This is a genomic window from Pseudomonas sp. BYT-1 (assembly GCF_023611805.1).
Lineage (GTDB): Bacteria > Pseudomonadota > Gammaproteobacteria > Pseudomonadales > Pseudomonadaceae > Aquipseudomonas > Aquipseudomonas guariconensis.
This window is the reverse complement of record NZ_CP072559.1, coordinates 1,659,943-1,685,724: the sequence shown is the minus strand read 5'-3', so window position 1 is coordinate 1,685,724 and position 25,782 is coordinate 1,659,943. Positions and strand designations below refer to the sequence as shown.

The 25,782-nt window shown below is 62.4% G+C and carries 28 protein-coding genes; 12 read left to right on the top strand and 16 right to left on the bottom strand.

Going from position 1 to position 25,782, the window contains the following annotated elements:
* Positions 1–41: 41 nt before the first annotated feature.
* Positions 42–653, top strand: coding sequence for a TetR/AcrR family transcriptional regulator (locus J5X93_RS07720; RefSeq protein ID WP_043214865.1), 612 nt, complete (start codon positions 42–44; stop codon positions 651–653).
* Between the two features lie 179 nt (positions 654–832).
* On the opposite strand, the gene J5X93_RS07715 is transcribed toward J5X93_RS07720, so the two are convergent.
* On the bottom strand, positions 833–1,273 hold the full coding sequence (locus J5X93_RS07715) for a GlcG/HbpS family heme-binding protein (RefSeq protein WP_043214867.1): 441 nt from the start codon (positions 1,271–1,273) through the stop codon (positions 833–835).
* Positions 1,274–1,531: 258 nt separating this feature from the next.
* Between J5X93_RS07715 and gcl the strand changes: the two genes are divergently transcribed.
* From gcl to J5X93_RS07675, 8 genes are all read left to right on the top strand, one after another.
* Complete coding sequence (gcl, locus tag J5X93_RS07710) at positions 1,532–3,307, top strand: glyoxylate carboligase (RefSeq protein WP_043214870.1); 1,776 nt, start codon at positions 1,532–1,534, stop codon at positions 3,305–3,307.
* 57 nt (positions 3,308–3,364) lie between these two features.
* Positions 3,365–4,147 (top strand): hydroxypyruvate isomerase, encoded by a 783-nt coding sequence (gene hyi, locus J5X93_RS07705; RefSeq protein WP_043214871.1) that lies wholly within the window; start codon positions 3,365–3,367, stop codon positions 4,145–4,147.
* A gap of 169 nt (positions 4,148–4,316) precedes the next feature.
* A complete protein-coding gene (locus tag J5X93_RS07700; RefSeq protein WP_043214874.1) occupies positions 4,317–5,210 on the top strand; it encodes a 2-hydroxy-3-oxopropionate reductase in 894 nt (297 codons plus the stop codon).
* 168 nt (positions 5,211–5,378) lie between these two features.
* Positions 5,379–6,653 (top strand): glycerate kinase type-2 family protein, encoded by a 1,275-nt coding sequence (locus J5X93_RS07695; protein ID WP_070576725.1) that lies wholly within the window; start codon positions 5,379–5,381, stop codon positions 6,651–6,653.
* Positions 6,650–8,065, top strand: a complete 1,416-nt coding sequence (gene pyk / locus J5X93_RS07690) for a pyruvate kinase (protein WP_090345523.1) — start codon at positions 6,650–6,652, stop codon at positions 8,063–8,065. Before J5X93_RS07695 ends, pyk begins: the two co-directional genes overlap by 4 nt.
* A gap of 182 nt (positions 8,066–8,247) precedes the next feature.
* Complete coding sequence (locus J5X93_RS07685) at positions 8,248–9,123, top strand: urea transporter (protein ID WP_182941456.1); 876 nt, start codon at positions 8,248–8,250, stop codon at positions 9,121–9,123.
* A gap of 44 nt (positions 9,124–9,167) precedes the next feature.
* The gene (locus J5X93_RS07680; RefSeq protein ID WP_043215650.1) at positions 9,168–9,992 is read left to right on the top strand and encodes an ion transporter; all 825 of its coding nucleotides are present in this window, start codon (positions 9,168–9,170) and stop codon (positions 9,990–9,992) included.
* A gap of 93 nt (positions 9,993–10,085) precedes the next feature.
* A complete protein-coding gene (locus J5X93_RS07675; protein WP_043215648.1) occupies positions 10,086–11,084 on the top strand; it encodes a sulfate ABC transporter substrate-binding protein in 999 nt (332 codons plus the stop codon).
* A 71-nt stretch (positions 11,085–11,155) separates the two neighbouring features.
* Here J5X93_RS07675 and J5X93_RS07670 read toward each other — a convergent pair whose 3' ends face one another.
* Together J5X93_RS07670 and J5X93_RS07665 are read right to left on the bottom strand one after the other, a co-directional pair.
* Positions 11,156–12,082, bottom strand: coding sequence for a class I SAM-dependent methyltransferase (locus J5X93_RS07670; RefSeq protein ID WP_043215647.1), 927 nt, complete (start codon positions 12,080–12,082; stop codon positions 11,156–11,158).
* Between the two features lie 150 nt (positions 12,083–12,232).
* Positions 12,233–13,132 carry a DMT family transporter gene (locus tag J5X93_RS07665; RefSeq protein ID WP_043215645.1) on the bottom strand — a complete coding sequence of 300 codons (900 nt, stop codon included), beginning with the start codon at positions 13,130–13,132 and terminating at the stop codon, positions 12,233–12,235.
* A gap of 133 nt (positions 13,133–13,265) precedes the next feature.
* Between J5X93_RS07665 and J5X93_RS07660 the strand changes: the two genes are divergently transcribed.
* The 3 genes from J5X93_RS07660 to J5X93_RS07650 all read left to right on the top strand — a co-directional run bounded on the left by J5X93_RS07660 (position 13,266) and on the right by J5X93_RS07650 (position 16,452).
* Positions 13,266–13,703 (top strand): Lrp/AsnC family transcriptional regulator, encoded by a 438-nt coding sequence (locus J5X93_RS07660; protein WP_043215643.1) that lies wholly within the window; start codon positions 13,266–13,268, stop codon positions 13,701–13,703.
* A gap of 471 nt (positions 13,704–14,174) precedes the next feature.
* Entirely contained in the window at positions 14,175–15,710 is a 1,536-nt protein-coding gene (locus J5X93_RS07655) for an NCS1 family nucleobase:cation symporter-1 (protein WP_102081318.1), read from the top strand.
* A 13-nt stretch (positions 15,711–15,723) separates the two neighbouring features.
* On the top strand, positions 15,724–16,452 hold the full coding sequence (locus J5X93_RS07650; protein ID WP_250342647.1) for an aspartate/glutamate racemase family protein: 729 nt from the start codon (positions 15,724–15,726) through the stop codon (positions 16,450–16,452).
* A 105-nt stretch (positions 16,453–16,557) separates the two neighbouring features.
* Here the strand turns inward: J5X93_RS07650 and J5X93_RS07645 are convergent, their stop codons facing one another.
* The 13 genes from J5X93_RS07645 to J5X93_RS07585 all read right to left on the bottom strand — a co-directional run bounded on the left by J5X93_RS07645 (position 16,558) and on the right by J5X93_RS07585 (position 25,751).
* Positions 16,558–16,797: a hypothetical protein gene (locus tag J5X93_RS07645; protein WP_090345516.1), complete on the bottom strand. Its 240-nt coding sequence runs from the start codon at positions 16,795–16,797 to the stop codon at positions 16,558–16,560.
* 7 nt (positions 16,798–16,804) lie between these two features.
* Entirely contained in the window at positions 16,805–17,257 is a 453-nt protein-coding gene (locus J5X93_RS07640) for a hypothetical protein (RefSeq protein ID WP_043215635.1), read from the bottom strand.
* A gap of 133 nt (positions 17,258–17,390) precedes the next feature.
* Positions 17,391–17,729: an FKBP-type peptidyl-prolyl cis-trans isomerase gene (locus tag J5X93_RS07635; RefSeq protein ID WP_043215633.1), complete on the bottom strand. Its 339-nt coding sequence runs from the start codon at positions 17,727–17,729 to the stop codon at positions 17,391–17,393.
* A 72-nt stretch (positions 17,730–17,801) separates the two neighbouring features.
* The gene (locus J5X93_RS07630) at positions 17,802–18,209 is read right to left on the bottom strand and encodes a GFA family protein (RefSeq protein ID WP_043215631.1); all 408 of its coding nucleotides are present in this window, start codon (positions 18,207–18,209) and stop codon (positions 17,802–17,804) included.
* Between the two features lie 488 nt (positions 18,210–18,697).
* Positions 18,698–19,486 carry a PhzF family phenazine biosynthesis protein gene (locus J5X93_RS07625; RefSeq protein ID WP_090345513.1) on the bottom strand — a complete coding sequence of 263 codons (789 nt, stop codon included), beginning with the start codon at positions 19,484–19,486 and terminating at the stop codon, positions 18,698–18,700.
* A 262-nt stretch (positions 19,487–19,748) separates the two neighbouring features.
* A complete protein-coding gene (locus J5X93_RS07620) occupies positions 19,749–20,168 on the bottom strand; it encodes a hypothetical protein (RefSeq protein WP_043212847.1) in 420 nt (139 codons plus the stop codon).
* 13 nt (positions 20,169–20,181) lie between these two features.
* A complete protein-coding gene (gene ccmI / locus J5X93_RS07615) occupies positions 20,182–21,375 on the bottom strand; it encodes a c-type cytochrome biogenesis protein CcmI (RefSeq protein WP_043212845.1) in 1,194 nt (397 codons plus the stop codon).
* Entirely contained in the window at positions 21,368–21,844 is a 477-nt protein-coding gene (locus tag J5X93_RS07610) for a cytochrome c-type biogenesis protein (RefSeq protein ID WP_182941458.1), read from the bottom strand. Before J5X93_RS07610 ends, ccmI begins: the two co-directional genes overlap by 8 nt.
* Complete coding sequence (locus J5X93_RS07605; protein ID WP_182941460.1) at positions 21,841–22,377, bottom strand: DsbE family thiol:disulfide interchange protein; 537 nt, start codon at positions 22,375–22,377, stop codon at positions 21,841–21,843. Before J5X93_RS07605 ends, J5X93_RS07610 begins: the two co-directional genes overlap by 4 nt.
* On the bottom strand, positions 22,374–24,362 hold the full coding sequence (locus tag J5X93_RS07600; protein WP_043212837.1) for a heme lyase CcmF/NrfE family subunit: 1,989 nt from the start codon (positions 24,360–24,362) through the stop codon (positions 22,374–22,376). The genes J5X93_RS07605 and J5X93_RS07600 overlap by 4 nt, the downstream gene beginning before the upstream one ends.
* Positions 24,359–24,814: a cytochrome c maturation protein CcmE gene (ccmE, locus tag J5X93_RS07595; RefSeq protein ID WP_090345508.1), complete on the bottom strand. Its 456-nt coding sequence runs from the start codon at positions 24,812–24,814 to the stop codon at positions 24,359–24,361. Before ccmE ends, J5X93_RS07600 begins: the two co-directional genes overlap by 4 nt.
* A complete protein-coding gene (gene ccmD, locus J5X93_RS07590) occupies positions 24,811–24,987 on the bottom strand; it encodes a heme exporter protein CcmD (RefSeq protein WP_043212833.1) in 177 nt (58 codons plus the stop codon). The genes ccmE and ccmD overlap by 4 nt, the downstream gene beginning before the upstream one ends.
* Entirely contained in the window at positions 24,987–25,751 is a 765-nt protein-coding gene (locus tag J5X93_RS07585; RefSeq protein ID WP_043212831.1) for a heme ABC transporter permease, read from the bottom strand. Before J5X93_RS07585 ends, ccmD begins: the two co-directional genes overlap by 1 nt.
* Positions 25,752–25,782: the final 31 nt, after the last annotated feature.

Below are 25,782 nucleotides of genomic sequence, written 5' to 3'. Positions count from 1 at the left end.
ACCCTCTCTTAGAGGTGGCCAGACAAAGGAAGATTCCCGACATGAGCACCATTCGCGAGCGCAACAAGGAGCTGATCCTGCGCGCGGCCAGCGAAGAATTCGCCGACAAGGGCTTCGCCGCCACCAAGACCAGCGACATCGCCGCCAAGGCCGGCCTGCCCAAGCCGAACGTCTATTACTATTTCAAATCCAAGGAAAACCTCTACCGCGAGGTCCTTGAAAGCATCATCGCGCCGATCATGCAGGCCTCCACGCCGTTCAACCCCGACGGCGACCCCAAGGAAGTGCTCAGCGGCTACATCCGCTCTAAGATCCGCATCTCCCGCGACCTACCCCATGCCTCGAAGGTGTTCGCCAGCGAGATCATGCACGGTGCCCCGCACCTCTCGCCCAACCAGGTGCAGCAGCTCAACGATCAGGCGCGGCATAACATCGAATGCATCCAGCACTGGATCGAGCGCAAGCAGATCGCCCCGGTCGACCCGCATCACCTGATGTTCAGCATCTGGGCCGCGACGCAGACCTATGCCGATTTCGACTGGCAGATCTCCGTGGTCACCGGCAAGCCCAAGCTGGCCGACAGTGACTATGACGCAGCGGCCGAGACCATCATCCGGCTGGTGCTCAAAGGCTGCGAGCCCGAAGCCGCCTGACCCGATTGCGGGCTGCGATGCAGCCCTTTCGCGACAAAAAGCCGCACGCAGCTCGCGTCATGCCCCTGCGACAAAAGGCCGCTCCCCAGGCACAAAGCCCCCCTTACGAGGGCAGCGATGAACCTAGGGAGCGGCCTTTTTTCGCGACAGGGGCGCGAAGCGGCCCCAGGATTAAACACTTATGCAGCTACGCCAGCATCGGCCTTCAGCCCCGCCTCCTCGATCGCACTGATCGCGCATTGCTCGTCGATATCCGACGTATCCCCGCTGATCCCTACCGCACCCAGCACCTTGCCCGCCTGATCACGAATCAGCACACCACCAGGCGCCGGTACCACCGGGCTTTCGCCCAAGCCATTGAGCGCGGCGAAGAATGCCGGGCGTTGCTGCGCATCCAGCGCCAGCAGGCGCGAGCCCTTGCCCAGAGCGACAGCCCCCCAGGCCTTGCCCATGGCCACCTGCGGACGCAGCAGGCTGGCGCCATCTTCGCGCTGCAGCGCCAGCAGGTGCCCGCCAGCGTCCAGTACCGCCACCGTCAAGGGAGCGGCGTTGATCTTGCGACCCGCTGACAGCGCGGCGTTCACCAGGCTGACGGCGACTTTGAGGGTCAATGCGTTCATGGAAAGGTCCTCTTCTTGTTGTGAGAAGCCCTAAGGGCAGTTGAAAACCGGATAGAGACAATAGAACACAACGGCGAGATTTTTTGTATACAATAATTTTAGACGATCGTGCACGATCAGACGAAACGCCGTTTTCACAGGCTTCCCGACGAAAGCCACTTCCGCTGATGAAAATGGATTGACCTAAAGCGTCGAGCGTGAATACACTCTGTCGCAAAGCAAGTTGTATACAATTACAAAATCGATGAGGCACAAACCATGAGCAAAATGAGAGCAATCGATGCAGCCGTTCTGGTCATGCGCCGTGAAGGTGTAGATACCGCGTTCGGCATCCCGGGGGCTGCTATCAACCCGCTGTACTCGGCCCTGAAGAAAGTGGGTGGCATCGATCACGTCCTCGCTCGCCACGTCGAAGGCGCTTCCCACATGGCCGAGGGTTACACCCGCGCCAACCCGGGCAACATCGGTGTGTGCATCGGCACCTCCGGCCCTGCCGGTACCGACATGGTGACCGGTCTGTACAGCGCTTCGGCCGACTCCATTCCAATTCTCTGCATCACCGGCCAAGCGCCTCGTGCTCGTCTGCACAAGGAAGACTTCCAGGCCGTTGACATCACCAACATCGTCAAGCCAGTCACCAAGTGGGCCACCACCGTTCTGGAGCCAGGCCAGGTGCCTTACGCCTTCCAGAAAGCCTTTTACGAAATGCGCACCGGCCGTCCAGGCCCTGTGCTGATCGACCTGCCGTTCGACGTGCAGATGGCCGAAATCGAATTCGACATCGACGCCTACCAGCCACTGCCAGTCCACAAGCCAGCCGCCAGCCGCGTCCAGGCTGAAAAAGCCCTGGCCATGCTCAACGAAGCCGAGCGTCCGCTGATCGTTTCCGGCGGTGGCGTGATCAACGCCGATGCCAGCGAGAAATTGGTCGAGTTCGCCGAACTGACCGGCGTACCGGTCATCCCGACCCTGATGGGCTGGGGCACCATTCCTGACGATCACCCGCAGATGGTCGGCATGGTCGGCCTGCAGACTTCGCACCGCTACGGCAACGCCACCCTGCTCAAATCCGACCTGGTGTTCGGTATCGGTAACCGTTGGGCCAACCGTCACACCGGTTCCGTCGACGTCTACACCGAAGGCCGCAAGTTCGTTCACGTGGACATCGAGCCGACCCAGATCGGTCGCGTTTTCACCCCGGACCTGGGCATCGTCTCTGACGCTGGCGCCGCACTGGATGCCTTCCTGGAAGTGGCCCGCGAGTGGAAAGCCGCCGGCAAGCTCAAGTGCCGTCGCGAGTGGCTGGAAGATTGCCAGCAGCGCAAGTCGAGCCTGCAGCGCAAGACCCACTTCGACAACGTGCCGGTCAAGCCGCAGCGCGTCTACGAAGAAATGAACCAGGTCTTCGGCAAGGACACCTGCTACGTCAGCACCATCGGTCTGTCGCAGATCGCCGGTGCCCAGTTCCTGCACGTGTACAAGCCGCGTCACTGGATCAACTGCGGCCAGGCCGGCCCGCTGGGCTGGACCATCCCGGCTGCCCTGGGTGTGGTCAAGGCAGACCCTTCGCGCAAAGTCGTCGCGCTGTCCGGTGACTACGACTTCCAGTTCATGATCGAAGAGCTGGCGGTAGGCGCCCAGTTCAACCTGCCGTACGTCCACGTGCTGGTGAACAACGCCTACCTGGGCCTGATCCGCCAGGCGCAGCGTGGCTTCGACATGGATTACTGTGTACAACTGGCGTTCGAGAACATCAACGCCACCGAAGCGGGCAGCTACGGCGTCGATCACGTGGCCGTGGTCGAAGGCCTGGGCTGCAAGGCACTGCGCGTGTTCGAACCGGCTGAAATCGCCCCTGCCCTGCTCAAGGCGCAGAAGATGGCCGAAGAGTTCCGCGTGCCGGTGGTGGTCGAGGTGATCCTCGAGCGCGTGACCAACATTTCCATGGGTACCGAAATCAACGCGGTCAACGAGTTCGAAGACCTCGCCCTGGTCGGCAACGACGCGCCTACCGCGATCTCGCTGCTGGACTGACCGCCTGACGCCCCCGCGCCGGCTGTGCCGGGGGCCTTCTTCTGCAAGGAGACAACCATGCCTCGCTTCGCTGCCAACCTGTCCATGCTGTTCACCGAGCAGGACTTCCTGGCCCGCTTCAAGGCCGCCGCCGACGCTGGCTTCAGCGGTGTCGAATACCTCTTCCCGTACGATTTCAGCGCCACCGAGATCAAGCAGCAACTCGACGCCCACGGCCTGACCCAGGTGCTGTTCAACCTGCCGGCCGGCGACTGGGGCAAAGGCGAGCGCGGCATCGCGTGCAACCCTGAGCGTGTCGAAGAATTCCGCGCCGGTGTCGACAAGGCCATCGAATACGCCAAGGTACTAGGCAATACCCAGGTCAACTGCCTGGCCGGTATCCGCCCGCAAGGCCCGGACTGCGCCACCGTCCGCAAGACCTTCGTGGACAACCTCAAGTACGCCGCCGACAAGCTCAAGGCTGCAGGTATCCGCCTGGTCATGGAAATGATCAACACCCGTGACATTCCGGGCTTCTACCTGAACACCACCAAGCAGGCCCTGGAGATCCAGGCCGAAGTCGGCAGCGACAACCTGTTCCTGCAGTACGACATCTACCACATGCAGATCATGGAAGGTGACCTGGCTCGCACCATGGAAGCCAACCTGAAGCTGATCAACCACATCCAGCTGGCCGATAACCCCGGCCGCAACGAACCAGGCACTGGCGAGATCAACTATCGCTTCCTGTTCGAGCACCTGGACCGCATCGGTTACCAGGGCTGGGTGGGCGCGGAATACAAGCCGCTGACCACCACCGAAGCAGGCCTGGGCTGGCTGAAAACCCACAACGCAATCTGAAAGCCGAGTACAGCCCCTGTGGGGTAGCAGACACCGTGGACGCGGGTTCACCCGCGTACACCGGCCAAGCCGGTGCCATCCACCGAAGTGTCTGCTTCGCGGGTAAACCCGCTCCCGCAGAGACCGCGGCTCACTTGAGATTTCTACAAATATAAAGAGGCACATTCTCATGGCTAAAATCGGTTTCATCGGCACCGGCATCATGGGCAACCCAATGGCCCAGAACCTGCAGAAGGCAGGTCACAGCCTGTTCGTCTCCACCCACCACGACGCCGCCCCTGCCAATCTTGTCGCCGCAGGCGCCGTCGCCCTGGCCAACCCGAAGGAAGTGGCCCAGGAAGCCGAATTCATCATCGTCATGGTCCCGGACACCCCGCAGGTCGAATCCGTCCTGTTCGGTGAGAACGGCGTTGCCGAAGGTGCAGGCCCGAACAAAGTCGTGATCGACATGAGCTCGATCTCCCCCACCGCCACCAAAGTCTTCGCCGAGAAGATCAAGGCCACCGGCGCTGCCTACCTGGATGCCCCGGTCTCCGGCGGTGAAGTCGGCGCCAAGGCCGGCACCCTGAGCATCATGGTCGGCGGCTGCCCGAAGGCCTTCGAACGCGCTCTGCCGCTGTTCGAAGCCATGGGCAAGAACATCACCCGCGTCGGCGGCAACGGCGACGGCCAGACCGCCAAGGTCGCCAACCAGATCATCGTCGCCCTGAACATCCAGGCCGTCGGCGAAGCCCTGCTGTTCGCCGCCAAGAACGGCGCAGACCCGGCCAAGGTTCGTGAGGCACTGATGGGCGGCTTCGCGTCCTCGAAGATCCTGGAAGTGCACGCCGAGCGCATGATCAAAGGCACCTTCGATCCAGGCTTCCGCATCAACCTGCACCAGAAGGACCTGAACCTGGCCCTGCAAGGCGCCAAGGAGCTGGGTATCAACCTGCCCAACACCTCCAACGCCCAGCAAGTGTTCAGCACCTGCGTCGCCCTGGGCGGCGGCAACTGGGACCACTCGGCGCTGATCAAAGGCCTGGAGCACATGGCCAACTTCTCGATCCGCGACGAGAAATAAGCTTCAAGCTGTAAGCCTCAAGCGGCGAGCGAACGCAGATCTGCATTTCGCTCGCGGCTTGTAGCTTGAAGCTTGCAGCTCTGGGGACCGCCCCTGGTTCGGCCTGCACGGAGGCAGTTCCAGGGGCGTTTTCGATTCTGCAGAACAATAAGATTTTGGGAGCCTGCCATGTCGGTCGATCCACAAAGAATTCTCCGCGAGCTGTTCGACACAGCCATCGCCGCCGCTCACCCCCGCCAGGTTCTTGAACCCCACCTGCCCGCAGACCGCAGCGGCCGCGTCATCGTCATCGGTGCCGGCAAGGCGGCCGCGGCCATGGCCGAAGTGGTCGAGAAGAGCTGGAAGGGCGAGGTGTCCGGCCTGGTCGTGACCCGCTACGGGCACGGCGCCAACTGCCAGAAGATCGAGGTGGTCGAAGCCGCCCATCCGGTTCCCGATGCCGCCGGCCTGGCCGTGGCCAAACGCGTGCTCGAACTGGTCAGCAACCTCACTGAAGACGACCGGGTGATCTTCCTGCTCTCCGGCGGTGGCTCGGCCCTGCTGGCCCTGCCTGCCGAAGGCCTGACCTTGGCCGACAAGCAGCAGATCAACAAAGCCCTGCTCAAGTCCGGCGCCACCATCGGCGAGATGAACTGCGTGCGCAAGCACCTCTCGGCGATCAAGGGCGGCCGCCTGGCCAAGGCGTGCTGGCCCGCCACTGTCTACACCTACGCGATCTCCGACGTACCGGGCGACCTGGCCACGGTCATCGCCTCCGGCCCCACCGTGGCCGACCCAAGCACCTCGGCCGACGCCCTGGCCATCCTCAAGCGTTACAACATCGAAGCGCCCCAGGCAGTCATCGACTGGCTCAACAATCCAGCGTCGGAAACCGTCAAGGCCGATGACCCGGCGCTGGCACGCAGCCACTTCAAGCTCATCGCCAAGCCTCAGCAGTCCCTGGAGGCAGCAGCGGTCAAGGCACGCCAAGCGGGCTTCAGCCCGTTGATCCTGGGCGATCTTGAAGGCGAATCGCGCGAAGTGGCCAAGGTCCATGCCGGCATCGCCCGTCAGATCGTATTGCACGGCCAGCCACTGAAGGCGCCCTGCATCATCCTCTCTGGCGGCGAAACCACCGTCACCGTACGCGGCAACGGCCGTGGGGGGCGCAATGCCGAGTTCCTGCTGAGCCTCACCGAGAATCTCAAGGGCCTGGCGGGCGTGTACGCCTTGGCCGGTGACACCGACGGCATCGACGGCTCCGAAGAAAATGCCGGCGCCATCATGACCCCGGACAGCTACGCCAACGCCGAGGCCTTGGGCCTGTCGGCGTCCGACGAGCTGGACAACAACAATGGCTATGGCTACTTCGCCGCACTGGATGCGCTGATCGTCACCGAGCCGACCCGCACCAACGTCAACGACTTCCGTGCCATCCTGATCCTCGAGACCCAGCCATCATGACGCCTGATAAGAAAGTCAAAATCCTCGCGACCCTCGGCCCTGCGATCAAAGGCATCGATGACATTCGCCAGCTGGTCGAGGCCGGGGTGAACATCTTCCGCCTGAACTTCAGCCACGGCGAGCACGCCGACCATGCGCTGCGCTACCAGTGGATCCGCGAAGTCGAGCAGCAGCTGAACTACCCGCTGGGCATCCTGATGGACCTGCAGGGGCCGAAACTGCGCGTAGGCCGTTTCGCCGACGGCAAGATCCAGCTGCAACGCGGCCAGGCCCTGCGCCTGGATCTGGACAAGACCCCAGGCGACAACCGCCGGGTCAACCTGCCCCACCCGGAAATCATCGCCGCGCTGGAGCCCGGCATGGACCTGCTGCTCGACGACGGCAAGCTGCGCCTGCGGGTGACCGCCAAGCACAGCGATGCCATCGACACCGAAGTGGTCGCCGGCGGTGAGCTGTCCGACCGCAAGGGCGTCAACGTGCCCCAGGCCGTGCTCGACCTCAGCCCGTTGACCGAAAAAGACCGCCGCGACCTGACCTTCGGCCTGGAACTGGGTGTCGACTGGGTCGCCCTGTCGTTCGTCCAGCGCCCCGAGGACATCGTCGAGGCCCGCCAGTTGATCGGCGACCGCGCCTACCTGATGGCCAAGATCGAGAAGCCATCGGCGGTGGACCAGTTGCAAGCGATCGCCGAGCTGTCCGACGCGATCATGGTCGCCCGTGGCGACTTGGGCGTGGAAGTACCCGCCGAGAGCGTGCCGCAGATCCAGAAGCGCATCATCAACACCTGCCGCCAGCTTGGCCGTCCGGTGGTGGTAGCCACGCAGATGCTCGAGTCCATGCGCTTCTCCCCTGCCCCGACCCGCGCCGAGGTCACCGATGTGGCCAATGCCGTGGCCGAAGGCACCGACGCAGTCATGCTGTCGGCGGAGACGGCATCGGGTGAGTACCCGTTGGAAGCCGTGCAGATGATGAGCAAGATCATCCGCCAGGTAGAAAACGGCCCGGACTATCAGGCCCAGCTCGACGTCGGCAGGCCCAAGGCCGAAGCCACGGTGTCGGATGCCATCAGCTGCGCGATCCGTCGCATCAGCGGCATCCTGCCGGTGGCCGTGCTGGTCAATTACAGCGAGTCGGGTTCCTCGACCCTGCGCGCGGCGCGCGAGCGTCCACGTGCACCGATCCTCAACCTGACGCCTAACCTGGCCACCGCCCGTCGCCTGAGCGTGACCTGGGGCGTGCATTCGGTGGTCAATGACCGCCTGCGTCAGGTCGACGAGATCTGCTCCACGGCCCTGGAGATCGCCCAGGCCCAAGGCATGGCCAGCCGTGGCGACACGCTGCTGATCACCGCCGGTGTGCCTTTCGGCAAGCCAGGGACGACTAATACCCTGCGGATCGAGACCTTGGCCTGATTCACCCTGGGGCGCCTGCGCCCCTGATCGCGGTCCTCGCCAGCGCCCTGCGGATGTGCATTCCCGTGGGGCTGGCGAAGCCTGCGATCGAGGGCCCAGCCCTGCCCATGAACAACAACCGGCGGAAAATCCGAGGCCCAGAAGAGGCCCACCGCTTCCCTTCCCACCTTCCTGACTGCCCCATGTACACCAAGAATTTCGTCAACCCGTGCCCCGACTGGGCCACGGCTTTGCTCAACGGCTTCAGCCAGGTTCTGCTGCTGCGCAATCCTTTTTGCGGCCTGTGCTGCCTGCTGGCCCTTCTGCTGACCGCCCCGAACCTGGTCGGCGGTGCCCTGCTCGGCGCTCTGGCCGGGTTGCTCACCGCCCAGCGCCGCGGTTATGAGCGCGCCGACCGCCAGGCCGGGCTGTACAGCTACAACGGTGTGCTGATCGGTATCCTGATCGCCGCCCTGCTACCCTGGTCGGCCATCGTGCCGCCACTGATCATCGCCGCCGGTGGTCTTTCCAGCATCCTCACACACCAATGGCGCAAACGCGGCGGCAAACTGCTCGTCGCCTATACCGCACCCTTCGTGCTGCTCGGCTGGGGCACCTTGCTGATGACAGAACCGATGCCCGCCTTGTTCACCGAAGCCAACCCGCTGTACGCCCTGCTGCGTGGCGTGGGCCAGATCTTCCTGCTGGACAATCCGTTGGCCGGCCTGTTAATCGTCATCGGCATGCTCGTGGCCAACCCCTACGCCGCGCTCTGGGCTTTGCTGGGATCGGCCATCGGCGGTGGTGTCGCGTTGCTAGCAGGCGAAGCCCAGGCGGCCTGGATGGGGCTGTACGGCTTCAACGCTGCGCTCGCCGCGCTGGCCTTCAGCCGTCAGGGCGAGCGCTTCTGGGTGACCTTGCTGGCCATTGCCCTGGCTTTGCTGTTGCAACCTTTGTTCAACCAGATACCGATCGCCGGCCTGACCGCGCCCTTCGTCACCGCCTGCTGGTTGATGCATGTGGGCAGTCATTTGCTGCAACTGAGCCAACGTCGCAACGTCGATCGCTTGCACAGCTAAATCGCAGCCCCTAGGCTCTGCCCATCGCACAAGGGAACGAGCCCATGGAAAACCCTGCGAGCCTGCGCGAGCGGCTCTACGTCATCGTCTTCCAGACCGACACCGTCGCCGGCCGGCGCTTCGACAAGATCCTGCTCTTGATCATTCTCGCCAGCCTGGTGACGGTGATCCTCGACAGCATCGACGAGGTCCATCAGGGCTATGCCGGCATGCTGGCCATGATCGAATGGGGCTTCACGGCGATCTTCCTGGTGGAGTACCTGGCCCGGCTGTACTGCTCGCCCAAGCCTCTGCGCTACGCCTTCAGCTTCTACGGACTGGTCGATCTGCTGGCGATCGTGCCGGGGATCATCGCCCTGTACTACAGCGACGCCCAATACCTGCTGATCGTGCGGGTCATCCGGATGCTGCGGATCTTCCGCGTGCTCAAGCTCAGTCCCTACCTCAAGCAGGCTCATTACCTGCTGGCGGCGCTGCAAGGCAGCAAGCAGAAGATCATCGTCTTTCTGGTGAGCGTCTCCACCCTGGTGACGGTGTTCGGCACACTGATGTATGTCGTCGAAGGCCCTGAGCACGGGTTCACCAGCATTCCCAAAGGCATCTACTGGGCCATCGTCACCCTCACCACGGTGGGCTTTGGCGACATCGTGCCCAAGACTCCGCTGGGCCAGGTACTGTCGTCGCTGGTGATGATCACCGGTTACTCGATCATCGCGGTGCCCACCGGCATTTTCACCGCCGAGCTGGCCAACGCCTTGCGCGGCGAACAGCTGCAACACGACTGCCCCACCTGCCGCAAGCACACCCACGAGCATGGCGCTGCATTCTGCTCACGCTGCGGCAATGCACTGTTCCCGAAAAACGAATAAGCAAAGAGCCATTTGGTCTTTAAGGCCTCAAGAACCAAAGGTTATAGTCGCTGGCAAATTGCCAAACATTTGAACCAGAACAAGGATAGCTTCGTGAAAAAGCTCTTCACCGCCTCGCTGCTCGCCGCAGGACTCGCCTTGGGCAACCTGGCCCAGGCCGCTCCCACCCTGCTGAACGTTTCCTATGACGTGATGCGTGACTTCTACAAGGACTACAACCAAGCGTTCCAAAAGCACTGGGAAGCCGAGCACAACGAGAAGGTCAACGTACAGATGTCCTTCGGCGGCTCGAGCAAGCAGGCGCGGGCAGTGATCGATGGCCTGCCGGCCGATGTCATCACCATGAACATGGCCACAGACATCAACGCCCTGGCCGACAACGGCAAGCTGGTGCCGGACAACTGGGTTTCGCGCTTGCCGAACAACAGCGCGCCCTTCACCTCCGCCACCGTGTTCATCGTGCGCAAAGGCAACCCGAAGGCCCTGAAGGATTGGCCCGACCTGCTCAAGGACGGCGTGCAGGTGATCGTACCCAATCCCAAGACCTCGGGTAATGGCCGCTACACCTACCTCTCCGCCTGGGGCTATGTACTCAAGCAGGGCGGCGACGAAGCCAAGGCACGCGACTTCGTCGGCAAGCTGTTCAAGCAGGCTCCGGTGCTCGATACCGGTGGCCGCGCCGCTACCACCACCTTCATGACCAACCAGATCGGCGATGTGCTGGTGACGTTCGAGAACGAAGCCGAGATGATCGCCCGCGAGTTCGGCCGCGACCAGTTCGAAGTGGTCTACCCGAGCGTGTCGGCCGAAGCCGAACCGCCGGTGAGCGTGGTCGACAAAGTCGTCGAGCGCAAGAAGTCACGCGCCGTAGCCGAGGAGTACCTCAAGTACCTGTGGTCGCCGGCGGCCCAGGAGATCGCTGCGCAGAACTACCTGCGTCCGCGTGATGCCACTGTCCTGGCCAAATACACCGACCGCTTCCCGAAAGTCGACTTCCTGTCGGTGGAGAAGACCTTCGGTGACTGGCGCACCGTGCAGAAGACCCACTTCAACGACGGCGGCGTGTTCGACCAGATCTACACCAGCAATTAAGCGAAAAAGGGGGCCTGGAGCCCCCTTTTTCATGGTGTGGTTTGCGCGACAAAGGATCGGCGCAGCTTGCTTCAGGCCTGACGGAACACCAGCGCCTTCAGCCCACCTTCCGGATCCGCATCTGGAAACTCCGGCGGGTTGTCCAGCCGCTCGACGAATGCCAGCCCTGGCGCATGCTCGGCCATGCCCTCGATCAAGAAACCCGGCCCGATGCCTGGATCATTGACACAGGCCAGCACCGTTCCCCCTTCCGTCAACAACTCTGGCAAGCGTCGCAGGATCTTGGCGTAGTCCTGGGTCAGTACGAAACTGCCTTTCTGGAAGGTGGGCGGATCGATGATGATCAGGTCATAGGGCCCGTACTTGCGCACCTTGCCCCAGGATTTGAACAACTCATGGCCCAGGTACGCGACGCGGGATGAGTCATGATCATTGAGCCGGTGGTTCTCCCGTCCCCGGGACAACGCGGCCTTGGCCATGTCCAGGTTGACCACCTGCTGCGCACCGCCGGCGATCGCCGCCACCGAGAACCCACAGGTGTAGGCGAACAGGTTGAGCACTCGCTTGCCCGCGGCCTGCTGGCGCACCCAGCGACGGCCATAGCGCATGTCCAGGAACAGTCCGTTGTTCTGGCGCACCCCTAGGTCGAGCAGGTATTTGAGCCCGTCTTCCACCACCACCCGTTGCTGGCAAGGCTCGCCCAGCAGCCATTGGCCAGGGCTCTCGGGCAGGTAGCGGTGCTGGATGAGGATGGCCTGGCCAGTCCATTGCGGGCGCTCGGCGAGGCTGCGCAGCATCGCTTGCAATTCTGCCAGCTGGCCCTCGGGCGGCTCACGGAACAACGCCACCAGCAGCACGCCTTCCAACCAATCGACCGTGATCTGCTCAAGCCCCGGCCAGCAGCGGCCACGACCATGGAATAGGCGGCGGGTCTCTTGCGGGGCGGGGTCGAGGGCGGCGAGCAAGTGCTGCTCGAGGGTAGGGATCGGCGAGGTCATGATCGGGTCGCAAGCAAAAAGAAGGCATTCTACCTAATAGCGCTCGCTTGGGCTTTTGAGGCTGCTACGCGGCCCAACGCAGGCGTTGCTAGGAGCAGCCTTGTTTCGCGGGGGGGCGCAAAGCGCCCCCGGTGGTTCAGGAGCCTTCGATCATTGGCCCTTCAGCGCGACCCTGCCCGAGCGGAACCACCACCCCTGCTGCATCCCTGCTGCAGCCAGCAAAATCGCCGCCACACCCAGCCACTGCAGCGGCGCCAGACGATGATCGAAGGCCACCCAGTCGACCAGGATCGCCGCGATCGGGTAGATGAACGACAACGCGCCGGTCAGGGCGGTAGGCAGGCGCTGGATAGCGCTGTACAGCAACACGTACATCACGCCGGTGTGCACGACTCCCAGCGTCAGCAGGCTGGCCAGTGCCGACGTCTCAACGGGTAGCCCCTCACCGCCGACCCACGGCGCCAGCAACAGGATGCCCGTGGTCACCTGAATCAGCGCGATCAGGTGCGGCGGCGTACCGCTCAGGCGCTTGATGATCAAAGCGGCCACGGCATAGAGAAAGGCCGCGCCCAAAGCCAGGACGATGCCCAGCAGATAGTCGCCCGCCCCACCCTGGCCGTTGCCATGGGCGCTGACGATGGCCAGCATGCCGAGGAAGGCCAGGCTCAACCAGGTCATTTTGGGTAGGGTGATCTTTTCATCCAGGAACAACGCTGCCAGCCCGACCAGCATGAACGGCTGCACGTTGTAGACCGCCGTACCAATGGCGATCGAAGCCTTGGAGTAGGAGGCGAACAGCAGCACCCAGTTGCCCACGATAGCCACGCCACTGGCCACCGCCAGCAGGAAGGTAGCGCGAGTCAACACACCGGGTTTGAGAAAGCCCATGGCAGCGCAGATCAGCAACAGGGTGACGGCGCCGAACACGCAGCGCCAGAACACCACTTCCAGCACCGGTTGACCGGACACCAGCACGAACCAACCGATGGTCCCGGAAATCAGCATGGCGGCGACCATTTCCAGCGAGCCGCGGCGCAACGAATTGTCCATCTCACACCTCCTGTCGAACATGGCCACAGTATGCCCAGTGCCCTAGCGTGCCATCCAGCGGATAAAAAAGGCGATTTCGTCATCTTGCCTTTACTATCAAGGCAGAAAACAAAAAACGCCTAACGAGGTACCCATGACCGATGACATCGACCAACTGCTGATCAATGCGCTGATGGAAGATTCCCGCCGCTCGCTCAAGGCCCTGGCCCAGGTCAGTGGCCTGTCGGCCCCCAGTGTCAGCGAACGCCTGCGGCGCCTGGAGGAACGTGGTGTACTGCGCGGCTACACCGTCGAGGTGGATCCGCGCAGCTTCGGCTACCAGTTGCAAGCCATCGTACGGATCCGCCCGCTGCCGGGTCAGTTGCAGGAGGTGGAGCGGCAGATCATTGCCATCCCCGAGTTCACCGAGTGCGACAAGGTCACCGGGGAAGACTGCTTCATCGCACGCTTGCACGTGAGGTCAATGGAGCAACTCGACACGCTGCTCGATCGCATCAATGTGCTGGCGGAAACCAATACCGCGATCATCAAGAAAACCCCGGTTAAACGCCGATTGCCGCCAATGGCTTGAAGTGGGATTTACGAAAAGCGTTATTGACATTTATCGATCGATAATTTGTACACAAGAATGTCACCTAAAGTGTCATTTTTGTGTGCACTTTTGTCCGTCATCCACTCACTCCCCTACACACTTCCCACCTAAAAATCTGACCAATCGATCAACTAACAGCGACGACGAGAAATAAAACCTGTTCAATTGGTCAACATATATTGCGCTTAATTCATCGACTTAACTTTCAGCGGGTTAAGTTGCAAAAGGCCATACCCGTAAAGTTGGTTTTTACCTGGCATGGAACTCGCTTTTGTGTGCCTATGTTTTGTATACAAATCAGACAAAACATACATACAAGAACTCGCAGCGCCTGCCTTACACAACAGGCCGTTGCGCCCAGAACCCAGTGATGCCAACGCTGCACCGACGAGATGGCGAGCCCGTGCGCTGCCCGCTCATCGCAGTCCACGCGCATCAGGAGCCTGACGCATGAGTACCAGCCTCAACCTAGCCCCTGAACTATCCGTTGCCAGCACCGCCTCCCCCTCTCTTCCATTGAATGGCCATTCGCCGGCGCTTGAACTCAGCCCGCGCCTGCATAACAGAGACCTCGCCCCTACTCGTATCGAGGGCCGTCGCTGGGGCCGCTACAGCATCTTCGCGCTTTGGACCAATGACGTGCACAACATCGCCAACTATTCCTTTGCCATGGGATTGTTCGCCCTCGGCCTGGGCGGCTGGCAGATTCTTCTGTCCCTGGCGATCGGCGCAGCGCTGGTGTACTTCTTCATGAACTTGTCCGGGTACATGGGACAGAAAACCGGCGTACCCTTTCCGGTGATCAGTCGCATCGCCTTCGGCATCCACGGCGCGCAGATACCGGCGCTGATCCGGGCGGTGATCGCCATCGCCTGGTTCGGTATCCAGACCTACTTGGCGTCCGTCGTGTTGCGCGTACTGCTCACTGCCGTGTGGCCGCAGCTGGCGGCCTACGACGATAACAGCCTTCTTGGCCTGTCGAGCCTGGGCTGGGTGTGCTTCGTGGCGATCTGGCTGGTGCAACTGGTGATCCTTGCCTACGGCATGGAGATGGTGCGCCGCTACGAGGCCTTCGCAGGCCCGGTGATCCTCTTGACCGTGGCGAGCCTTGCCGGGTGGATGTACTTCCAGGCCGATGCCCGCATCGCCTGGTCGGTGGCCGAACCGCTGACCGGTTATGAGATGTGGCGCAACATCTTTGCCGGCGGCGCGCTATGGCTGGCCATCTACGGCACGCTGGTGCTGAACTTCTGCGACTTCGCTCGTTCCTCGCCATGCCGCAAGACCATCCGTGTGGGCAATTTCTGGGGCCTACCGGTCAATATCCTGGTGTTCGCCACCATCACCGCGGTGCTGTGCGGCGCACAGTTCCAGATCAACGGCCAGGTCATCGACAGCCCCACCCAGATCGTCGCCTCCATTCCCAGCACAGCTTTCCTGGTTCTCGGCTGCCTGGCCTTCCTGATCGTCACCGTGGCGGTGAACATCATGGCCAACTTCGTCGCCCCGGCCTTCGTGCTGAGCAACCTGGCGCCACGCCATCTGAACTTCCGCCGCGCCGGCTTGATCAGCGCCACCCTGGCGGTGCTGATCCTGCCTTGGAACCTCTACAACAGCCCGCTGGTGATCGTGTACTTCCTGTCAGGTCTGGGCGCCCTGCTCGGCCCCTTGTATGGCGTGATCATGGCGGACTACTGGCTGCTGCGAAAAGGCCAGGTCAATGTACCCGAGCTCTACAGCGAGAATCCCGCGGGGGCCTACTTCTACACGCGGGGCATCAACCTGCGCGCCGTCGCGGCCTTCCTGCCGGCAGCCCTGTTGGCCATCGTGCTGGCACTGGTGCCCCACTTCCACAGCGTCGCGCCGTTCTCCTGGCTGATCGGTGCCGGCACCGCAGCCACCCTCTACCTGCTGGTCGCCCCGCGCAACCGCCAGTACCTCGACGTCAGCGGTGAAGCCATCGCCGTCGACCACAGCAGCCATTGATAGGGAAATCTCCATGCGCATTCTGATTGCCAACGTCAACACCACCACCGCCATCACTGACGCCATCGCCGAGCAAGCTCGCAGTGTGGCCTCCCCAGGCACCGAAATCGTCGGCCTCACGCCTTGGTTCGGCGCGGAGTCCGTGGAAGGCAACTTCGAGAGCTATCTCGCCGCTATCGCCGTGATGGACCGGGTGCTCAATTTCGATCAACCCTACGATGCCGTGATCCAGGCCGGCTATGGCGAGCATGGCCGCGAAGGCCTGCAGGAACTGCTCGACGTACCGGTCGTGGACATCACCGACGCCGCCGCCAGCACCGCCATGTACCTGGGCCACAAATATTCGGTGGTCACCACCCTGGACCGCACCGTGCCGCTGATCGAGGACCGCCTCAAGCTCTCCGGGCTGTACGACCGCTGCGCCTCGGTACGCGCCAGTGGCCTTGCCGTGCTGGACCTGGAAGCCGACCCGCAGCGAGCCGTGCAAGCGATCGTCGAACAGGCCGAACGCGCCGTGCGTGAAGACAAAGCCGAGGTGATCTGCCTGGGCTGCGGCGGCATGGCCGGGCTCGATGAACAGATCCGTCAACGTACGGGGGTACCGGTAGTAGATGGGGTCAGTGCAGCGGTGTGCATCGCCGAATCCCTGGTGAGGCTGGGCTTGAGCACCTCGAAAGTACGCACTTATGCGACACCCCGAGCGAAGAAAGTCGTGGGTTGGCCGATGATGTTCGGACGTTAAGCCGTCACTGGACGGCTGTCGCTTCCACACCTGCGCCATTGCAAGTGTGGAAGCGAGCTTGGGCATTACCGACCAGCAAAGGTGGATTCCAGCCGGCCAGGCACATCACTTCATGTGCTGATCTCGACGCCAGAAAAGACACATCCCCATGATCATTGCAAAAATCTTGCATAGCATGAGGTCAATGCCGCAAAACGTCTCGAGATGTATATAGAAGAGGCTGGCCAGCCCTCCCATGAATACGGCGACGCCCAACCATTTGCGCAACCTGGGCGCTTTTAGCCGCTGGTCGATGAAGAACGCCGCCACGAACATCGATACAAGAGAAAATGCATTTTCGTGCATTGGAGGCTCAATGCTTGAGGATCATTGAGGTGGACAACTGCCGAGGCCCGAGACCGCCGTGAACGCTGGCATCGATACCAATCAATCTGTCTCCCACGTGATAGTGCCGCAATCGTTCAGCGACAATAGCGGGGACATTGATTTTGGCTGCCACAGCGGTCCGCTGACGTCGGGCTGTGCCCGGGATCAAGCTGGTTAACGTCCAGCGCTGAGCATTGAGTGCGTCGCATTGATCACGGTTCAGAGGCTTTGAAATCGAAACTTTCAGAAGGCAGGGACGTTCCCTTGCCTGCATACGGTCATAGACCTTTATTACTCTTTCGATGATGCGATCGTTTACCTGTCGTGCCACGTCGAAGTAAAGCGCCCCGAATTGAGAACGTCGCATCACCTCAAACTCCAGAACGTCAAAGACCACACCCCGATAGCCGATCATTTGATGAATGTTCGTGAATTGCATGTGCCCACCTTAGCGTTCAAAGTCATCGCTCGAACGCAGAAGGTGCCTTGCCGGTGGAGCGAGCAATACCCGTCGTTTCGTTGTTTACCGGATGACTTTTCCTCACCTGCAACGCGGGTAAGACGCGGATGACTCAGTCATCGCGCGTCAATACTTCCAGCAACTCGATTTCGAACGTCAAGTCCGAATGGGGCGGGATCGAGCCCACGTTGCGCTCGCCATAACCCAGGTGCGCCGGCACTATCAGCTTGCGCTTGCCGCCGACACGCATGCCCATTAGGCCCTGGTCCCAGCCTTTGATGACGCGGCCGGTGCCAATAACGCACTGGAACGGCTTACCCCGCGTCCAGGAGGAGTCGAACTCGCTGCCATCGGCCAGCCAGCCGGTGTACTGGGTGGTGATCAGCGCGCCCTTGACCACAGCCTTGCCGTCGCCTTCCTGGATATCGATGATTTGCAGTTCGCTGCTCATGGCGGTTTCCTTGAAGCGGATTTGTGGCCGCCCTTTTCTCAGGAATGTGCCACTTTGGCAAGGCTTGATGCGCTAGCCAAGTTGCTCGAATGCCTCCTGGCCGGTCAATTCCTTGGTCTGGTTGGCGAAGCAGTACCAGGCGGGTTTCTGCTCGATGAAAATCTGCAAGTCGAAAGCCCAGGCTTCTTCGCCGTCCAACAGGCCTACCGGGATGGCATAGAAATCGTTGGCTTTGAGGCGGTAGTACAGATGTGTGCCGCACCGGCCACAAAAACCACGCTGGGCCCAGTCGGAAGAGTCGTAGACGCTTGGCGTGCGGCCTTCGATCGTTGGAGGGTGGCTGCAATGGACGACCAGTAGCGGGCCGCCGGTCCACTTGCGGCACATGCTGCAGTGGCAGGCGCTGATGTGGGTGTTGTCGACGGTCACTTTCAGGTGGGTTTCGCCGCAGAGGCAGGTGCCTTGTTTTTCCAGGGTCATGGTGAGGCTCCTTGCATTTGGGACTGGGAAGTATAGGTGGTGATTCTATTTGGGCTTGGGCTTTCAGGCTGTGTGAATATCCGGGTTTGGTGGGGGCGCCACCGGCGCTTTTCGCCTTTACGGCGACCTACTTTTGCTCTTGGGCAAAAGTAGGCAAAAGCCGTTGGCTCCCGCATCCGGCCCCTGCGCTGCGCTCCGGGGTCCCCTCGCTCCGGTGCCTTGCGGGGCTCCGCGGCCTCCGGCTGGCTGCGCCAGCCTCCATCTCGCGTCTTCGGCTACCGCCGAAGGGCGCTGCGCGCCTGCCCCTACAGACACCTCCACTCGGCCTTCTGAGGTCGCGATGGGTGGTGTCTGGACTATCGCGTAGCAAAAGCAACGGCAACGGCAACGGCAACGGTAAACAAGTTAATTGTTTTGGTGTTTGTTCCGGCCTATTCGGCGTCCCGATTTACCCGCGAATAGGCTTAAAGGCTCACCCCACAACCCACTCAGACAAAGATGACCCCACGCAGGTACAAAGCCCCCCGCCCACTGATGATCACCCGCCCATTCCCTGGCACTTCACATTCCAGTTGCCCCTTACGCGCCCCGCCCTGCTCGCACACCAACCGGCGCTTGCCCAGCCGCTCGGACCAGTAAGGCGCCAGCGATGTATGCGCCGACCCTGTCACCGGGTCTTCATTGACCCCAACCCGAGGGCCGAACCAACGGGTAACGAAATCAAACCCACCTCCGGGTGCTGTCACCGCAATTCCTCGCACGTCAAACGCCGAAAGCGCAACGAAATCCGGCGTCAGCGTGCCGAGCAGCTCGGCATCGTCGATCACCAGCACATAGTCATCAGTGCGATACAACGCCCGGGCACTGGTCAGCCCTAGCGCCTCGAGCAACGCTTGAGGAATATCAACCGCTACCGGCTGCTTGGCCGGAAAATCCATCGCCAGCAGCCCATCGGCACCTCGACTGACGCGCAGTTCGCCGCTGCGGGTATTGAACCGCAGCACCTCGGCCTGCTCCCCCAACTGCTCGAACAACACCCACGCCGTTGCCAAGGTCGCATGCCCGCATAGGTTCACCTCCACGGTCGGGGTGAACCACCGCAGGTCGAATGCCTCGCCGTTACGCACGAAGTAAGCGGTTTCGGAAAGGTTGTTCTCCGCGGCGATACGCTTGAGTGTTTCGTCGGGCAGCCAGGTTTCCAGCGGGACGACTGCCGCCGGGTTGCCGCCGAACGGCGTGGCGGAGAACGCGTCGACCTGGAAAATTTCGAATTGCATGCAAAGACTCCTAAAGCCCAGCACCTGGCTGGGCGAGTTCTGGAAAACGTTCAGGAACGCAAAAGCGCCAGTGAGTGCCGAGCGGCAAAGAATGTTTGCAAGCGGGGGCAGGAAAATGGCGATAGCCGCGCCACGCGTCCGACAGGACAGTCGGGCTCGAACGCCCCCCCAGCTCAACGGTGAGCTGGGATTATGCGTGGCAACCCACCAGTACAGTCAATGGAAAGATAGGATCAAAACTGTACTGTAACGGTCGGATGAACTACTGAGCGAAGGCGCGTCCCAGACCGCCTGGCACACCACTGCTGTCGGTTTCCTGCCAGGGTCCATCAGGGCTGAGCGACCAGCTCCAGCCGTTGTTCCAGCGGTAGTAGGTGCGCTGGCGATAGAAGGTATTGGTCTTGTTCTCCAGGACATAGACACCCATGCGCGGGTCCCAATGGCTGGCCCCGCCTGGTGGCGGGGCGAAGCTGGCAGAGGTACGCGGCATTGCTTTGGGCGTGGCGGCGGGCTTGCTCGGCTGGGTGCCCGGCTGCCCCCCTGGCAACGGTTTGACCGCTGGCCCCTGGCGGGGATGAGGGGCCTCTATCGGCGGCAAGCGCTCCTGGCTCGGCGGCTGCACCGTACACGCGGAAAGACCCAATGCCAGGGTGATCAGGGTCAAGCGCACAGTGCTGTTCATTTGAATCGCTCTCTTAAGGATCTGGGCTGTCGATGGTCAGTTGTTGGGTGCCCTGGGTTCGGTTGGGCAGCGGCGAGCTCTGGCCGATCCACTCGCCTCGGGTCGGTTGTCCGGCGCGCGATACGCGTGCAACGAGTTGGACTTGCGCGAAGTCCGACAGTTTCATCTGCGGCATCATCGCATCCGCGTCGGAAAGCTCCACTTCCACTGGCAGCTGGGCAACCGTCACGCGCTTGGCGGCCAAAGGCATGGGTGGGCCATTGCTGGCCCGGGCGAAGATGAACACCGTGTCGTCTGGCCTGACCTTGTCCTTGAGCGCATCCGCCAGGGCCACCCGCACCTTCAGGCGTGCAGCCTCAGGCGCGGCGGCCAGGGTGCCCCCTGCAGCCTTGAGGCGTTCGGCGGCGCGGTCGATCCCCCCCTGCAAGGCTGCGCGCGACGCGTCGCCTTCGGGCAGTTGGGCCAACAGACGTTGCCAGTAATCGATCGCCTCCTGATAGCGCTCGCCCTCGAACGCCGCGATGCCACGCAGTCCAAGGCTGGTCACCTCCTTGGGGTCCGCCTGGAGCGCTTCGTCGGTCAGGGCCTGTACCTGCGGGCTCCATTGTTTGTTGGCGGCAAAATACAGGGCCTGTGCCCACTGCCCGAGCAGCTCGGGCTGTCGCCCTGCGAGCGTAACGGCTCGCTCGAAGGTACGAGCCGCATCGGCGGGACGCTGCTCGGCCATGTAGGCCCGAGCGAGGAAGTACAGACCTTCGGCCGAGTCCGGCTGGGCTTGCACGGCGCGCTCCAGGCGCGCAGTCATTTCTTCCATCGATTGCGGCGCCTGGGCGAACTCCTGGGTCAGCTCGACCTTGTCCGCAGCGCCGAAATGCAAATAGAGGCCCAGGCCCAGCACCGGCACCAGCACCGCCGCAAGCAGCGGCAAGGTCTTGCCCAAGTGGCCCTGACGTGGCGCCTCGGCGCCCTCGGTGTCGGCCAACAGCTCACGGGCCGCCTCGTCGCGGCCCTTGGCCAACTGGTCGTTGTCGAGTACACCGGCTTGCTGCTGGGCAGCCAGTTCTGCCACACGCTCCTGGTATAAGGCGACGTTGAGGGCAGTACGGTCTTCCTCCTGCTGCCGACGCCGGCCACGCAGGATAGGGATCAGCAGAAAAGCCAGGGCCGCGAGCAACAGCAGGCCCGCGCTAAGCCAGAATTCAGTCATGGGTCTGTTCTTTATCCAGCAGTTTGGCGAGGCGCTCGCGTTCCTCGGCGGACAGCTGCGCGCAAGGGTTTGCCACAGTATTTCGGCGACGACGCACGATCAACGCCAGCACCACGAAGCCACCGACCAGGAGAATCCCCGGGCCGAACCAGAGCAGCCAGGTACGCCCGGTGAGCGCTGGCTTGTAGCGCACGAAATCACCGTAGCGGTCGACCATGAAGTCGACGATCTGCTGGTTGCTCTGGCCTTCGCCGAGCATGCGGAAGATTTCTCGGCGCAGGTCGGCGGCAATCGGTGCATTGGAATCGGCGATGTCCTGGTTCTGGCACTTGGGGCAGCGCAGTTCCTTGGTCAGCTGTTGGTAACGCTCACGTTCGGCGTCATCACGAAACTGATACGTATCGATGGCAGCCTTGGCCACGCCCGTCAGACTCAACCCCAGTACGGCAGCAGCAAGCCAGCGCTTCATGGCTGAGCCTCATCGACCAGCCCCTGGTACAGCGGCGCCAGTTGCTCGCGCCACACGGTGGCATCGACCACGCCCACATGCTTGTAGCGGATGATGCCCTTGGCATCGATCAGGAAGGTTTCCGGTGCGCCATACACGCCCAGGTCCAGACCGAGGCTGCCCTGCTCGTCACGGATGTTCAACTGGTAGGGATTGTGGAAATCCGCCAGCCACTTCAACGCCGCGGCGTTGTCGTCCTTGTAGTTGACGCCGTGGATCACCACGCCCTGCTCGGCCAGCTGGTTCAGGTACGGGTGCTCGACCTTGCACGAGGGGCACCAGGTCGCCCAGACGTTGACCAGCGCTGGGCGCCCCTGCAGGTCCGCGGGGGTCAGCGTACGATCGCCCTGCACCGAAGCCAGGGAGAACGACGGGAAGGGCTTGCCGATCATCGCCGAAGGCAGTTCGTCGGGCTTGAGGAACAGCCCCTTGTAGAGAAAGACCGCCACCAGCAGGAACACCGCCAGTGGCAACACCATGATCCAACGCTTCATGCAGTCGCTCCAGACATGCCCAGGACATCACGCACCCGGGCCTTGACCTTGACGCGATAGCGTCGGTCGAGAGCCGCCAGGAATCCGCCCAGCGCGGTCAGCAGACCGCCCAGCCAGATCCAGCGGACATAAGGCTTGATATGCACCCGCACCGCCCAGGCCCCGTTGTCCAGGGGCTCGCCGAGGGCGACATACAGATCGCGGGTGAAACCGGCATCGATACCGGCCTCGGTCATCATCGATTGCTGCACCGTATACAGGCGCTTCTCCGGATGCAGCACGGTCACCTCGCGGCCATCACGGCTTACCCGGACAGTGCCCTTGTCGGAAATGAAGTTCGGCCCTTCGAAATGCTTGGCTCCCTCGAACAGGAAGTGATAGCCACCCAGTTCCACGCTTTCGCCGGGGGCCATGCGCAGGTCGCGCTCAGCACTGTTGCTGCTCGCCAGCACCACGCCCAAAGCGCAAACCGCCAGGCCCAGGTGCGCCAGCTGCATGCCCCAGTAGCTGCGCGAGAGGCCGCGCAGCCCTTTGGCCAGGCCCTTGTGGCGGGTCTTGTCGAAGATGTCGCGAACGCCGGCAAGCACCACCCAGGCGGCCAGGGCGAAGGCGCTCAAGGCAGGCCATTCGAAATCGTCGACGATCAAGCCCGCGACCGGTGCCAGGATAGCGCTGCCGATCAACACCGGAGTCATCATGCCCACAAGCCACTTGCCGGGGGTGTCTTTCCAGCGCACCACCACGCCGATGCCCAGCACCACCATCAGCAATGCCATCAGCGGCAGGAACAACGCATCGAAGTAAGGCGGACCGACCGACAGCTTGGCGCCGGTCAAGGCATCGAGCACCAGAGGGTAGAGCGTACCGAGCAGAATCATCGAGGCGGCCACGACCAACACCAAGTTGTTGGCCAGCAACAGGGTTTCCCGCGACCACAGGGCAAAGCCCACCTGGCTCTTGACCACAGGCGCTCGAAACGCGAACAGGGCCAGCGAACCACCTACCACGAAGAGCAGGAAGATGAGGATGAATACACCGCGCGAAGGGTCGGCGGCGAAGGCATGCACCGAGGTCAGCACCCCGGAGCGCACCAGGAAGGTACCCAGCAGGCTGAGCGAGAACGCGGCGATGGCCAGCAGTACCGTCCAGCTCTTGAACACCCCACGCTTTTCGGTGACGGCCAGCGAATGGATCAGTGCCGTGCCCACCAGCCATGGCATGAAGGAGGCGTTTTCCACCGGATCCCAGAACCACCAGCCGCCCCAGCCCAACTCGTAGTAGGCCCACCAGGAGCCCAGGGTGATCCCCACGCCCAGGAAGGCCCAGGCGACGATGGTCCAAGGCCGCGACCAGCGCGCCCAGGCCGCGTCCAGGCGGCCGCCGAGCAGTGCGGCGATGGCGAAGGCGAAGGCCACCGAGAAGCCCACGTAACCCATGTACAGCATCGGCGGGTGAACGATCAGGCCGAAGTCCTGCAGCAACGGGTTGAGGTCGCGTCCGTCCGTGGGCACCTGCGGCAGCAGGCGCTCGAATGGGTTGGAGGTGACGATCAGGAACGACAGGAAGCCCACGCTGATCATGCCCATCACCGCGAGCACCCGAGCCAGCATGACTTGCGGCAACTGGCGCGAGAACACCGAAACGGCGAAGGTCCAGCCGCCGAGGATCAGGGCCCAGAGCAACAGCGAACCTTCGTGGGCGCCCCACACCGCACTGAACTTGTAGTACCAGGGCAAGGCGCTGTTGGAGTTGCTGGCCACATAGGCGACCGAGAAGTTGTCGGTCATGAAGGCGTGAGTCAGGCAGGCAAAGGCGAAGGCCAGGAAGGCGAACTGCCCCCAGGCCGCAGGCCGCGCCAGGCTCATCCACAGACTGTCGCCGCGCCAGGCGCCAAGCAGCGGTACGCTGGCCTGGACCCCCGCGAAGCAAATCGCCAGGATCATCGACAATTGCCCCAGCTCCGGGATGACCAATGCCGCGTTCATGGCTTGGGCTCCGTGCCGGTCGCGGCCTGGCCGCTTTCTTTCAGGGCCTTGGTGACCTCCGGCGGCATGTATTTCTCGTCATGCTTGGCCAGGACCTCGTCGGCCACCACCACGCCGTCGGCATTCAGTTTGCCCAGGGCGACAATGCCTTGGCCTTCACGGAACAGGTCGGGCAGGATGCCACGGTAGGTGATCGGCACCGACTTGTTGAAGTCGGTGACCACGAAGCGCACGTCCAGCGAATCGGGGGAGCGCTGCACCGAGCCTTTCTCGACCATGCCGCCGGCACGGATGCGCGTGTCCAGCGGCGCCTCGCCGTTGGCGATCTGGGTCGGGGTATAGAACAGGTTGATGTTCTGCTGCAGGGCGCTCAGCGCAAAGCCCACGGCGATGGCGACACCGACCAGCAGGCCCAGGATGAGGAACAGGCGTTTCTTGCGCTGAGGATTCACTGGTTGTTCTCCCGGCGCAGACGACGCGCCTCTTCTTGCAGGTAACGGCGCCGAGCCAGCAGCGGTGCGGCGACATTGAGCGCCAGCACTGCGAGGCAGATGCCGTAAGCCGACCAGACGTACAGACCATGGTGCCCCATGGCCAAAAAATCATTGAAGGAAGCGAAGCTCATCACGCGGCCCTCCGACCCAGGCTGTTCAACACTTCCTCCTTGACCCAACTGGCGCGCGCCTCGCGCTTGAGCACTTCAAGGCGCATGCGCAGCAGCAGCACAGCGCCAAAGAAGCAGTAGAAACCCAATGCCGTGAGCAACAGCGGCAGCCACATTTCAGAAGGCATGGCCGGCTTCTCGGTCAGGGTGAAGGTGGCGCCTTGGTGCAGGGTGTTCCACCACTCCACCGAGTACTTGATGATCGGGATGTTCACCACACCGACGATCGCCAGAACCGCGCAAGCCTTGGCCGCGCTGTCACGATTGCTGATCGCCTGGCCCAGGGCGATGATGCCGAAGTACAAAAACAGCAGGATGAGCATGGAGGTCAGTCGGGCATCCCAGACCCACCAACTGCCCCAGGTCGGCTTGCCCCAGATCGCCCCGGTGACCAGCGCCACGGCCGTCATCCAGGCACCGATGGGCGCTGCGCACTGCACGGCCACATCAGCCAGTTTCATCTTCCACACCAGCCCCACCACGCCAGCCACCGCCAGCAGTACATAGCAGGACTGGGCCAGCATGGCGGCGGGGACGTGGATGTAGATGATCCGGAAGCTGTTGCCCTGCTGGTAATCCTGCGGGGCAAAGGCCAGGCCCCAGATGACGCCGACCAGCAGCAGGAGAATGGCGCACCCGCTCAGCCAAGGCAGCATGCGGCCACTGATGGCATAGAACCATTTGGGGGAGCCCAGCTTGTGGAACCACGTCCAGCTTATCTTCATCAAGGTACATCCACGGTATTTGCCGGGCTTG

What these genes read in the sequence shown, in the direction of transcription:
- J5X93_RS07635 (WP_043215633.1), bottom strand. Translation starts at nt 17,729, where the DNA reads ATGAGCAGCGAACTGCAAATCATCGATATCCAGGAAGGCGACGGCAAG.
- J5X93_RS07620 (WP_043212847.1), bottom strand. Translation starts at nt 20,168, where the DNA reads ATGAACAGCACTGTGCGCTTGACCCTGATCACCCTGGCATTGGGTCTT.
- J5X93_RS07655 (WP_102081318.1), top strand. Translation starts at nt 14,175, where the DNA reads ATGAGTACCAGCCTCAACCTAGCCCCTGAACTATCCGTTGCCAGCACC.
- J5X93_RS07610 (WP_182941458.1), bottom strand. Translation starts at nt 21,844, where the DNA reads ATGAAGCGCTGGCTTGCTGCTGCCGTACTGGGGTTGAGTCTGACGGGC.
- J5X93_RS07645 (WP_090345516.1), bottom strand. Translation starts at nt 16,797, where the DNA reads ATGCACGAAAATGCATTTTCTCTTGTATCGATGTTCGTGGCGGCGTTC.
- J5X93_RS07720 (WP_043214865.1), top strand. Translation starts at nt 42, where the DNA reads ATGAGCACCATTCGCGAGCGCAACAAGGAGCTGATCCTGCGCGCGGCC.
- J5X93_RS07715 (WP_043214867.1), bottom strand. Translation starts at nt 1,273, where the DNA reads ATGAACGCATTGACCCTCAAAGTCGCCGTCAGCCTGGTGAACGCCGCG.
- J5X93_RS07600 (WP_043212837.1), bottom strand. Translation starts at nt 24,362, where the DNA reads ATGAACGCGGCATTGGTCATCCCGGAGCTGGGGCAATTGTCGATGATC.
- J5X93_RS07625 (WP_090345513.1), bottom strand. Translation starts at nt 19,486, where the DNA reads ATGCAATTCGAAATTTTCCAGGTCGACGCGTTCTCCGCCACGCCGTTC.
- ccmI (WP_043212845.1), bottom strand. Translation starts at nt 21,375, where the DNA reads ATGACTGAATTCTGGCTTAGCGCGGGCCTGCTGTTGCTCGCGGCCCTG.
- hyi (WP_043214871.1), top strand. Translation starts at nt 3,365, where the DNA reads ATGCCTCGCTTCGCTGCCAACCTGTCCATGCTGTTCACCGAGCAGGAC.
- J5X93_RS07660 (WP_043215643.1), top strand. Translation starts at nt 13,266, where the DNA reads ATGACCGATGACATCGACCAACTGCTGATCAATGCGCTGATGGAAGAT.
- J5X93_RS07650 (WP_250342647.1), top strand. Translation starts at nt 15,724, where the DNA reads ATGCGCATTCTGATTGCCAACGTCAACACCACCACCGCCATCACTGAC.
- ccmD (WP_043212833.1), bottom strand. Translation starts at nt 24,987, where the DNA reads ATGAGCTTCGCTTCCTTCAATGATTTTTTGGCCATGGGGCACCATGGT.
- J5X93_RS07685 (WP_182941456.1), top strand. Translation starts at nt 8,248, where the DNA reads ATGTACACCAAGAATTTCGTCAACCCGTGCCCCGACTGGGCCACGGCT.
- J5X93_RS07605 (WP_182941460.1), bottom strand. Translation starts at nt 22,377, where the DNA reads ATGAAGCGTTGGATCATGGTGTTGCCACTGGCGGTGTTCCTGCTGGTG.
- J5X93_RS07700 (WP_043214874.1), top strand. Translation starts at nt 4,317, where the DNA reads ATGGCTAAAATCGGTTTCATCGGCACCGGCATCATGGGCAACCCAATG.
- J5X93_RS07695 (WP_070576725.1), top strand. Translation starts at nt 5,379, where the DNA reads ATGTCGGTCGATCCACAAAGAATTCTCCGCGAGCTGTTCGACACAGCC.
- J5X93_RS07640 (WP_043215635.1), bottom strand. Translation starts at nt 17,257, where the DNA reads ATGCAATTCACGAACATTCATCAAATGATCGGCTATCGGGGTGTGGTC.
- J5X93_RS07665 (WP_043215645.1), bottom strand. Translation starts at nt 13,132, where the DNA reads ATGGACAATTCGTTGCGCCGCGGCTCGCTGGAAATGGTCGCCGCCATG.
- J5X93_RS07585 (WP_043212831.1), bottom strand. Translation starts at nt 25,751, where the DNA reads ATGAAGATAAGCTGGACGTGGTTCCACAAGCTGGGCTCCCCCAAATGG.
- J5X93_RS07680 (WP_043215650.1), top strand. Translation starts at nt 9,168, where the DNA reads ATGGAAAACCCTGCGAGCCTGCGCGAGCGGCTCTACGTCATCGTCTTC.
- gcl (WP_043214870.1), top strand. Translation starts at nt 1,532, where the DNA reads ATGAGCAAAATGAGAGCAATCGATGCAGCCGTTCTGGTCATGCGCCGT.
- J5X93_RS07670 (WP_043215647.1), bottom strand. Translation starts at nt 12,082, where the DNA reads ATGACCTCGCCGATCCCTACCCTCGAGCAGCACTTGCTCGCCGCCCTC.
- J5X93_RS07630 (WP_043215631.1), bottom strand. Translation starts at nt 18,209, where the DNA reads ATGACCCTGGAAAAACAAGGCACCTGCCTCTGCGGCGAAACCCACCTG.
- pyk (WP_090345523.1), top strand. Translation starts at nt 6,650, where the DNA reads ATGACGCCTGATAAGAAAGTCAAAATCCTCGCGACCCTCGGCCCTGCG.